Origin of the sequence: Polaromonas sp. (assembly GCF_039930745.1) — a bacterium.
In the GTDB taxonomy this organism is placed as follows: Bacteria; Pseudomonadota; Gammaproteobacteria; order Burkholderiales; family Burkholderiaceae_C; genus Polaromonas.
On the sequence record NZ_JBDTTH010000120.1, the window covers coordinates 1 to 9,186 of the forward strand.

At 63.4% G+C, this 9,186-nt stretch carries 11 protein-coding genes; 2 read left to right on the top strand and 9 right to left on the bottom strand.

The window, feature by feature from the left end; translation table 11 throughout:
- Nucleotides 1-761 (bottom strand): lysophospholipid transporter LplT (gene lplT, locus ABI660_RS21540; RefSeq protein ID WP_348072007.1); only part of this gene is annotated, 761 nt, incomplete at its 3' end.
- Nucleotides 762-969: 208 nt separating this feature from the next.
- Here lplT and alr point away from each other — a divergent pair.
- Nucleotides 970-2,064, top strand: coding sequence for an alanine racemase (gene alr, locus ABI660_RS21545; protein WP_348071987.1), 1,095 nt, complete (start codon nt 970-972; stop codon nt 2,062-2,064).
- Nucleotides 2,061-2,870 (top strand): hypothetical protein, encoded by an 810-nt coding sequence (locus ABI660_RS21550; RefSeq protein WP_348071989.1) that lies wholly within the window; start codon nt 2,061-2,063, stop codon nt 2,868-2,870. The genes alr and ABI660_RS21550 overlap by 4 nt, the downstream gene beginning before the upstream one ends.
- Nucleotide 2,871: 1 nt before the next feature.
- Here ABI660_RS21550 and ABI660_RS21555 read toward each other — a convergent pair whose 3' ends face one another.
- The 8 genes from ABI660_RS21555 to ABI660_RS21590 all read right to left on the bottom strand — a co-directional run.
- The gene (locus ABI660_RS21555; RefSeq protein WP_348071991.1) at nt 2,872-3,354 is read right to left on the bottom strand and encodes a TrmO family methyltransferase; all 483 of its coding nucleotides are present in this window, start codon (nt 3,352-3,354) and stop codon (nt 2,872-2,874) included.
- Between the two features lie 130 nt (nt 3,355-3,484).
- Complete coding sequence (locus tag ABI660_RS21560) at nt 3,485-4,378, bottom strand: NAD(P)-dependent oxidoreductase (RefSeq protein WP_348071993.1); 894 nt, start codon at nt 4,376-4,378, stop codon at nt 3,485-3,487.
- Between the two features lie 61 nt (nt 4,379-4,439).
- The gene (locus tag ABI660_RS21565; protein WP_348071995.1) at nt 4,440-5,342 is read right to left on the bottom strand and encodes a DMT family transporter; all 903 of its coding nucleotides are present in this window, start codon (nt 5,340-5,342) and stop codon (nt 4,440-4,442) included.
- A complete protein-coding gene (locus ABI660_RS21570; RefSeq protein ID WP_348071997.1) occupies nt 5,339-6,334 on the bottom strand; it encodes a 2-dehydropantoate 2-reductase in 996 nt (331 codons plus the stop codon). Before ABI660_RS21570 ends, ABI660_RS21565 begins: the two co-directional genes overlap by 4 nt.
- A 38-nt stretch (nt 6,335-6,372) precedes the next feature.
- Nucleotides 6,373-7,143 carry a class II aldolase/adducin family protein gene (locus ABI660_RS21575; protein WP_348071999.1) on the bottom strand — a complete coding sequence of 257 codons (771 nt, stop codon included), beginning with the start codon at nt 7,141-7,143 and terminating at the stop codon, nt 6,373-6,375.
- A gap of 12 nt (nt 7,144-7,155) precedes the next feature.
- The gene (locus ABI660_RS21580) at nt 7,156-7,989 is read right to left on the bottom strand and encodes an aldolase/citrate lyase family protein (RefSeq protein WP_348072001.1); all 834 of its coding nucleotides are present in this window, start codon (nt 7,987-7,989) and stop codon (nt 7,156-7,158) included.
- A gap of 9 nt (nt 7,990-7,998) precedes the next feature.
- On the bottom strand, nt 7,999-8,799 hold the full coding sequence (gene hpaH, locus ABI660_RS21585) for a 2-oxo-hept-4-ene-1,7-dioate hydratase (protein ID WP_348072003.1): 801 nt from the start codon (nt 8,797-8,799) through the stop codon (nt 7,999-8,001).
- A 105-nt stretch (nt 8,800-8,904) separates the two neighbouring features.
- Nucleotides 8,905-9,186, bottom strand: a 282-nt coding sequence (locus ABI660_RS21590) for a 5-carboxymethyl-2-hydroxymuconate isomerase (protein WP_348072005.1), incomplete at its 5' end; no start/stop codon positions are given.

Here is a 9,186-nt window from a genome sequence, read left to right on the forward strand (position 1 = left end):
GCGGCGCTCCAGGCCAGCACGATGTAGCGCAGGTTGCCCGACACGCCCCAGAACAGCGTGGTCGTGGCCAGCGAAATCTGCCCCAGCTTGTCGCGCCACAGCGCGGCGTTGCAGTTCCAGAAGTCGGGCAGAAGCTCCAGCTTGTTGCGCGGCATCGGCCGCATTTCCACGCCGGTCAGCGGGATGCGCGTGTTGAACCAAGCCGCGATGGCATAAAGAAGGATCAGCGTGCAAATGGCGGCCTCGGGCGGCGTGTCGATGCCGGTGTTGATGACGGGAAAGTCGAACGACAGCAGCAGGCCCGAGACGGAGTGGCCGACCAGCTGGCCGCCGAGCAGCACACCCAGAATGATGGACGCAATCGTCAGGCCTTCGATCCAGCCGTTGGCCTTGACCAGCTGCGAAGCCGGCAGCAGTTCGGTGAGGATGCCGTATTTGGCCGGTGAATACGCCGCGGCCCCCAGGCCGACGATGGCGTAGGCCATCAGGGGGTGCGTGCCGAACAGCATCATCAGGCAGCCCACTACCTTGATGGCGTTGCTGATGAACATGACCTTGCCCTTGGGCTGCGCGTCGGCAAAGGCGCCCACGAACGGCGCCAGCACCACATAAAACAGCGCAAACATGGGCACCAGGGCTGCCGGCTGCCATTTGGGCGCGCCGCTGCTCCTGAGCAGCTCCACGGCGGCGACGAACAGCGCGTTGTCAGCCAGTGAGCTGAAAAACTGGGCTGCCATGATGGTGTAAAAACCGCGCTTCAGCTTCATTAATCTGTGTTGATCACTGTGGCGAATGCATCAGGCCGTCTGATGCTGCACGATATAAGTGAATGCCTCCTGATGACCAAGGTTTATAGCACGCGGCAAGCTGGCAGAATCGACAAATAGGCCTTGACAAGCAGGTGGGAACCCTCGCTTGCCGGCCGTACTTGCCCTCTTTCATCTGACGCCAACCGGTAGCCACCTGACCATGCCCCGTCCCATTCTTGCCACCGTTCATGCCGCCGCCCTCAGTCACAACCTGGCGCGTGCCCGCGCTGCCGCGCCCGATGCACGGGTCTGGGCGGTCGTCAAGGCCAACGCCTATGGCCATGGCATCGAGCGTGTATTTGACGCACTGCGCAGTGCCGACGGCTTCGCCCTGCTGGACCTGGCCGAGGCCCAGCGCCTGCGCGCGCTGGACTGGCGCGGACCGATTCTCCTGCTGGAAGGCTGCTTTGAATTGCGCGACCTCGAGCTGTGCTCGCGCCTGGGTTTGTGGCACACCATCCATTGCGACGAGCAGATCGACATGCTGGCCATCCACAAAACCCAGGTGCCGCACCGCGTGTTTCTCAAAATGAACTCGGGCATGAACCGCCTGGGCTTCGCACCCGAGCGTTACCGCGCGGCCTGGACGCGCCTGAACGCACTGCCGCAGGTGGAAGAAATTTCGCTGATGACGCATTTCAGCGACGCCGACGGACCCAAGGGCATTGCCGCGCAGCTGCATGCCTTTGAAGCCGCCACGCATGATCTGCCCGGCGAGCGCACGCTCAGCAATAGCGCCACGGTCTTGCGGCATGGCGCCGCTATTGGCGAAAAGTCCGATTGGGTGCGCCCTGGCGTTGCGGTCTACGGCAGCGCGCCCGATTTTCCCGAACACAGCGCCGCGGATTGGGGCCTGCAGCCCACCATGACACTGTCCTCAAAAATCATCGGCGTGCAACACCTCGTCGCGGGCGATACCGTGGGTTACGGCTCCAGCTTCACGGCGGAAGGGCCTTTGCGTATCGGTGTGGTGGCTTGCGGCTATGCCGACGGCTACCCCCGGCACTGCACCACGGGCACGCCCATTCTGGTCAACGGCGTGCGCACGCGCATGGTCGGCCGCGTCAGCATGGACATGCTCACTGTGGACCTGACGCCACTGCCCGATGCCGGCATGGGGTCGGAGGTCACCCTCTGGGGCCGGTCTTCGGGCGGGGCTATTCTGTCGATCGACGAAATTGCCCAGGCCGCCGGGACGGTGGGTTATGAGTTGATGTGCGCGGTGGCACCGCGTGTGCCTTTCCAGGTGGAATGAAAAACCTGTCGAACTGGCGGTCGGTCCGGGTGCTGGAAAGCCGGCTCGAGCGCGAACTCCGTCAGCGGCACAGCCTGGCCATCCACGGCGCGTGTATAGGCGCTTTCACCCTGGCCATGATGTGGCTGGTCTCGCATCTTCAAATGATGCTCGGGGTGGATTCTCTGGCCCTGCGTTATCTCGTCACCCTGGGCGCAGGTTATCTTTCCTATTTGCTGGTATTGCGGTGGTGGGCGGCTGTGTTGGTCGGACGCTCCAGCGACCCGGGCTCGCTAGACGGCGCGGGTGACCTTGCTGATGTTCTCGGCAATTTCCCGGCAGGCCGGGATGCCGTTAACCTGCCCACACTGCAGTCGGGCCAGGGCGGCGATTTCGGTGGAGGTGGTGCGACCGGTGACTTCAGTGGCGGGGCAGATGCAGGCGCCGGTCTGGGTGATGCAGCAGGCGGCGCGATGGACGTTCTTGGCGGCGCCGATGAAGGTGCTGTTGTGGTGATTCCGGTGGTGGCCATATTCCTGATTGGGGCAGCAGTCTTTCTTGGCGCTGGTTCCCTGCTGCTGCTTTTCTTTGGCTTCGAGGTTCTGCTGACCGTGGCGGTCGAGTTGGCTTTTTCCTACGTCTCGGCACGCGCAGCCGTGCGCATGGTGCGGGAAGGCTGGATGTCGGCCGCGGTGCGCCTGACGTGGAAGCCCTTGCTGGGCGCCCTTGCCTGCGCGGTGGCACTGGGCGCCACGATTGACCATTTCATCCCTGCGGCAAATTCCCTGCCGCAGGCGGTCAAGCTGATCAGGGCGCAAACCCGCTAGGCTACCAATAGAACGCCATCAACTCGTGTGACCAATCCGGTTGCCGTAGCTCGCCACTTGGCAAGTACTCCATCCAAACTGGCTTCAGATCGAGCAGCGGTGAACCATCAACCGCATCAAGACCTTCCACATCTATGTCAGTACCGTACACGGCAAGAATGCGGCAATAGGACGTTCCGATGCGGTTGGGTCGCATGCGCCCGTGTTGCGCGAAGATGCCCACGCAAGGCCAATCGGTGCGTCCACGTGGATGGCGCGCGCCGACCTCCTCTGCTTCTTCCGCATCTAAGTGAAAGTAGAACAGCACTTGAAGATGAGAGAGTGCTTCCAGCCCGCTCAACGCCTCGGGGCCGAAGCGCGTCGGATCAAGTGCGAGCGTGCAGCGGTTTTTTCCCCAGCCGTCTTTCGTGGCCTCTCGTCGGCCACCCACCACACGTCCAACAGGCAGCATCTGGATCGCACATGGCTTTGGGGTCGCTTGCATGAAGTCCTGTCCGCCGCAGTAGCTGCGGCATTCTGTGGTGATCGATTTTAGGGCGATGGCGTCTTCGCATCTGTAGGCCCATGACCCTCTCGGGATTGGTGTTAACACGCCATGGTAAGACGGGGTCGATTTACTGCGGCGCGATCTTCGCGCCGGTCAGTTTTTCCTGCGCCGTTACCAGGGCGGGGACGAACTTCTTGCCCTGCCCCAGCGCGCTGGCCGTTGCCAGGCTCTGGTGCACGGCCTCGCCGACGAGTGAGGGCACGTTCACCATTTCGGCCAGGTGGGTGTAATAACGCAAGTCCTTGCGCGCGTTGTCCAGTTCGAACTTGAGGCCGGAGAAGTCGCCGTTCAGGGTTTTGGCCATGGCCTGAAAGAGGCCGGAATTGACGGCGCCCGCCGAAACCACCTCAACCAGCTTTTGCGGCTGAATGCCGGCCAGGGCGCCGACTGCAAAAGCTTCGGCGGTGGCCGTGCAGATGGCCTGGCCGATGAAGTTGTTCAGCAGCTTGATGACATGACCGGCGCTCGGGCCGCCGACATGGAAGATGTTTTCGCAATAGGCCGCCAGCACCGGACGGATCTGGTCGAACACCGCCTGCTCGGCACCGACCATGGTGTTGAGCTTGCCGAGTTCTGCTTCCACCGGTGTGCGCGCCAGCGGGGCGTCCACTAGGGTGGCGCCGCGTTCGGCGCACAGGGCAGCCAAGCGGCGGGTGGACTCGGGCTCGCTGGTGGAGGTGTCGATGACGATCAGCCCCTTGCGCGCGGCAGACAACACGCCCTGCGGGCCGGCCAGCGCCTGCTCGACCTGGGGGGAGCCGGTCACGCAGATGATGACCGCGTCGCAGATGCCCAAGGCTGCGGGCGTGGCGACCTGTTGAGCCCCCGCGGCCAGCAGGTCGGCCACGCGCTCGGTGTTGCGGTGCACCGTCAGGCTGACTTCAAAACCTTTGGCCTGCAGGTTGCGGGCGATGCCATGGCCCATCAGGCCCGAAGCGCCGATAACGCCGATGTGTTTCATGGGGTGTCTCCTGGATAGTGAGCGGATGCCGGGAAAAGCGCACTTTAACCGGATCGTGTTCTCAGCGCTTGCGCAGGCCCAACACCATCACCGCGCCCACCACCAGCAAGGCGCCTACCACCTGCACGGGCGCAATCGCCTGGTTCAAAATCAGCCATGCCAGCACCAGCGCAAAGACGGGCTCAACATTCATGATGGCCGAGTTGCCCGCCACGCCCAGCTTGGGCAGCACGGTGAACATGATGGTGAACGCCGTGCCATAGAGAAAAGTCAGCGCGGCCAGGCCCCACCAACCCATGGCCGCCTGAGGCAGTTGAAAGCCACCCTGGAAGGCCACGCCCACTAACGCGAACAGGCCGACGGTGCTCATGGTGGTGAGCGTGCGTACGCGGCCATCCACGTCGCTGGCCTCGTGCTGGGTCAGCACCAGCGCCACGCCGAAAGTGGCGGCGGCGGTCAGCGCGAAGGCCACACCGGTGCCGATACGGCCCCACTGCCCGGCCGCGCCCAGGCCTGAAGCCGCGCCAAACACGTCCAGCGCCAGGGCCAGACCCACCAGAATCACCGGCATGGCCAGCAGCATGGCGCGCTCGGGCGAGCGCCGGTACAGCACCCGGTCCCACAGCGCGGTCCAGATCGGGTAGGTGTTGAAAGCCAGCAGGGCCAGCGCCACCGGCAGGCGCGCCACAGCTGAATACAGGCATAGGCTTTGCACCGCGATCAGCAGGCCGATGACCGGCAGGACGCGCTTGTTGCGCGCGGTAAAGCGTATGCGCACACCCTGGATGGCCAGCAGGGCGGCCACCACCAGCGCCGTGACCACGCTGCGAAAAGCCACGGCCGTGGCCACATCCACGCCGTTGTTGAAGGCCAGGCGCGCCGCCACGTGGTTGGCGCCCATCATCAGTGCGATGAGCAGCAGGGTGGCGAAGGCGGTGCCGCTGATGGCTTTGCCTGTCGTCATGGATAGAGTCCATGGACGCGAGCATGCAGGCGCGAAAGGCCCAGCAGCGCATCGGTAAACGGCGTCGGCACCTGCGTCAGTTCACCCAGTTCCTTCACGACGCTGACCAGGGCATCAAGCTCGACCGCCTTGCCGGCTTCCACGTCCTGCAGCATGGAGGTCTTGAAAGCGCCCAGCTTGAGTGTCACCGCATGCCGGTCTTCCGGCTGCTGGTCGATCGGGATGCCAATGCGTGCACCTATCTCTTTGGCTTCGAGCATGATCTTCGAGATGAAATCGCGCACCAGCTCGTCGCCGAGGATACGGTCGGTGGTGGCGCCGGTGAAGGCACTGATCGGATTCACCGTCATGTTGCCCCAAAGTTTGTACCAGGCGTCTTTCTGAATTTGGGCCGACACGCTGGCTGCAAAACCGGCGCGCACCAGGAGCTCCGCCAGCGCTTGCACACGCGGGCTCTGCGCGCCCGACGGCTCACCGATGATGAGGCCGTTGCCGAAGTGGTGGCGGATCAAACCGGGCGCATCAACCGAGCAGCTCGCATGCACAACGCAGCCGATCACATTGGCCGCCGGAATGGCGGCGGCAATCTCGCCAGTGGCGTCTACTGCCTTCAAGGTGGTGCCCGCGTAGGAACCGCCAAAACCGTGGAAGAACCACCAGGGCACGCCGTTCATGGCGGTCAGGACGAGGGTGTCGGGGCCTATGAGCGGCGCGATGTGGCGAGCCACGTCGAGCAGCGCCGGCGCTTTCACCGCGATGATCACCAGGTCCTGCACGCCGAGCGCGGCCGGGTCCGCACTGGCTTGCACGGCCGCCGAGCGTGTCCCGGCCGCGCTCACCACACGCAGGCCTTGGCTGTTCAGCGCCTCCAGCGTTGCGCCGCGCGCCACCACGCTGACCTTGCAGCCCGCAGCCGCCAGCCCGACGCCTGTCCAGCCGCCAATGGCGCCGGCGCCGTAAATACATGCTTTTTGGATGTTTTTATAAGTCATTTTGGCCTGTAGCCCTTTGGATTCGGGCGCGAGTAGCTCTAGTTTTGATAGCTAATGTCAATTTTATCGACCTGCCGGACCAGCGCATCGAACACGTCCTGGCCGGCGCCAAACTGGGCGTCGAACTGAAAGGAGTCGTGGGTGGTTTTTCTGGCGACCGCTTCGGGCACCATGATTGCCGGCCCCATGGCGGCCTGTGCCATCTGGATGTCGCAGGCGCGCTGCAGTGTCCACAGCCGCACAAAAGCCAGCGGCAGGGTTTTGGCCCAAGCCAGCAGGCCGTGGTTGCGCAGAACCACCACCGGTTTGTTGCCAATGTTTTTCAGCAAGCGGGGTGCTTCGTCGGCATGGATGGTGATGCCTTCGAAGTCGTGGTACGCCACCAGGTCGTGCAGCTGCGCCGAATAAAAATTGTTCTGTGCCAGCCCGCCCTGGCTGCAGGCCACCGCAATGCCGGAGGTGGTGTGGGTGTGCATCACGCAATGGGCGTCGGACAGGCCGTCATGCAAGGCCGCATGCACGGTAAATCCCGCCGGGTTCACCGGATACGGCGAGCCGTCAAGCACCTTGCCCTGCAGGTCGATCTTCACCAGATTCGAAGCGGTGACCTCGCTGTAGTGCAGGCCGAAGGGATTGATCAGAAATTGCTTTTGCCCGCTGGTGACGCTGTCCGGCAGCCGCACGGTGATGTGGTTGTAGATCATCTCGGTCCAGCCGAGCATGGCAAACACACGGTAGCAGGCGGCCAGCTCGACGCGAGCTTTCCATTCGTCGGGGTGCATTCCGGGTTTCTGGAGGATGGCGTTCATGCAGGTCTCCGTTCAATAGGTTTTGCTGACAGGCACAGCAGCGACGCCGGTTTTGAAACGCGCAGCCAGTGCACTGGTGTGGCGCACCAGCAGGTTGGTGTCCAGCCCGACGGCGACAAAGGTGGCACCCATGTCCAGGTAATGGCGCGCCAGCGTTTCGTCGGTGCTCAGGATGCCGGCCGCCTTGCCGGCCTTGAGGATGCGCCTGATCGCTTTTTCAATGGCGGCCTGCACGTCCGGGTGGCCCGGGTTGGCAACGTGGCCCAGCGAGGCCGACAGGTCAGCCGGGCCGATGAACACACCGTCCACGCCTTCGGTGGCGGCAATGGCATCGAGATTGTCCAGCGCGGTTTGTGTTTCGGCCTGCACCAGCAGGCAGATCTGCGCATTTGCCTCGTGTGCGTAGGCCGGGTAGCGCCCCCAGCGCGAAGCGCGCGCGCCGGCCATGCCGCGTATACCGCCGATGTCCCTGCCCTCTGCGTCATATTGCGGATACCGCGTGGCTCGCACCAGCGCAGTGGCCTGCGCAGCTGTGTCGACCATGGGTACCAGCAGGGTTAACACGCCGATGTCGAGGTACTGCTTGATCAGCATCTCGCCCACATGGCCGTGGCCCATGGGCACGCGTGCCACCGGATGCGACGATGGATAGGCCGCGAGCACCTGCAGCTGCGCCAGGATGCTGCGTACGTCGTTGGGTGCGTGCTCACCGTCGATCAGCAACCAGTCGAAACCGGCGCCGGCGCAAATCTCGGTGCTGTAGGCGTCGGACAAACTCAGCCACAGGCCGATTTGCGCCTGTTTGTCACGAAGGGCCTGTTTGAAGGTGTTGATGGGGGTTTGCATAGCGACCTTTCAGGCGAAGAAAAATTCAAAGCGACCGAGTGGCCCGTAGTCGGCATCGAAACGGTCGCCTGTTTTCGCGGCCACAGGCCGGGTGAAAGAGCCGGCCAGCACCACTTCGCCGGCTTCCAGGCATTCGCCCCAGGGCGCCAGTTTCATGGCCAGCCAGGCAACGCCGATGGCCGGGTGGCCCTGCACGCCGGCTGCCAGGCCGGTTTCCTCGACCACGCCGTTCTGGCGCAGGATGGCGCCAACCCAGGGCAGGTCGATGCCCTGCGGCGACATTTTGCGGCCGCCCAGCACAATGCCCGCATTGGCGGCGTTGTCGCTGATGGTGTCCTGCACCTTGCGCATGACCTTGCTGTGGCGGTCGAACTGCTCGATGCGGGCGTCGATGATCTCGATGGCAGGCTGCACGTAGTCGGTGGCGTCCAGCACGTCGTTCACCGTGATGTGTGTACCTTCCAGCTTTTTCTTCAGCACAAAGGCCAGTTCGACCTCGACACGCGGCGCGATAAAGCGCACCGCGGGAATATCGCCGGGTTCAAAAAACATGTCGTCCAGCAGCGTGCCGTAGTCGGGCTCGCCGATCTGGCTGGAGATCTGCATCGCGCGTGAGGTCAGGCCGATCTTGTGGCCCCTGGCCACGCGCCCTTCGGCGATCTTCATTTGTACCCACGCACGTGAAATCGCGTAGCCGTCCCCGACAGTCATGCCGGGGTAACGCTTTGAAAAATGCTCGACCTGTATGCGGGTTTTCTCGCTATGGTCCAGCTCGGCGGCCAGCTGTTTGATGAGCAAGGCATCAAGCATTGACCATGTCCTTTCCGGATCTGCTGTCATGCCGGGCTCGACCCGGCATCCAGGTAGTTGTGGCCGTGGATTGCGGATCAAGTCCGCAATGACAGAAGAGGGGCGTCATTTGTTGAACAAGGGATGGAGGTTGCTGTGTTTGCCGTCGTAGACCTGGCCCGGGCTTTCGTCCACCTGCAGCGTGATGCCGACCAGCCGTTCCTTCATTAGAGGGTCAAAATGAGCTGAAGCCGCCGCCAATAGTGCGTCACCAGCTCTCTTTTTGGTAGCATCCGAGCGGCCTGCGGCCATGCGCAGGTTCAGATAGACGAAGGCGTAGTCCTGCTTTCCGTCGGCCACCGCGTAATGCGCGGCCGGGTAGGCCAGCACCCGTGTGCCGCCGGTGGG

Bases quoted from the DNA above. Each gene is read 5' to 3' on its own strand.
- ABI660_RS21550 (WP_348071989.1), top strand. From the start codon at position 2,061: ATGAAAAACCTGTCGAACTGGCGGTCGGTCCGGGTGCTGGAAAGCCGG.
- ABI660_RS21575 (WP_348071999.1), bottom strand. From the start codon at position 7,143: ATGAACGCCATCCTCCAGAAACCCGGAATGCACCCCGACGAATGGAAA.
- ABI660_RS21565 (WP_348071995.1), bottom strand. From the start codon at position 5,342: ATGACGACAGGCAAAGCCATCAGCGGCACCGCCTTCGCCACCCTGCTG.
- alr (WP_348071987.1), top strand. From the start codon at position 970: ATGCCCCGTCCCATTCTTGCCACCGTTCATGCCGCCGCCCTCAGTCAC.
- ABI660_RS21555 (WP_348071991.1), bottom strand. From the start codon at position 3,354: ATGCAAGCGACCCCAAAGCCATGTGCGATCCAGATGCTGCCTGTTGGA.
- ABI660_RS21560 (WP_348071993.1), bottom strand. From the start codon at position 4,378: ATGAAACACATCGGCGTTATCGGCGCTTCGGGCCTGATGGGCCATGGC.
- hpaH (WP_348072003.1), bottom strand. From the start codon at position 8,799: ATGCTTGATGCCTTGCTCATCAAACAGCTGGCCGCCGAGCTGGACCAT.
- ABI660_RS21580 (WP_348072001.1), bottom strand. From the start codon at position 7,989: ATGCAAACCCCCATCAACACCTTCAAACAGGCCCTTCGTGACAAACAG.
- ABI660_RS21570 (WP_348071997.1), bottom strand. From the start codon at position 6,334: ATGACTTATAAAAACATCCAAAAAGCATGTATTTACGGCGCCGGCGCC.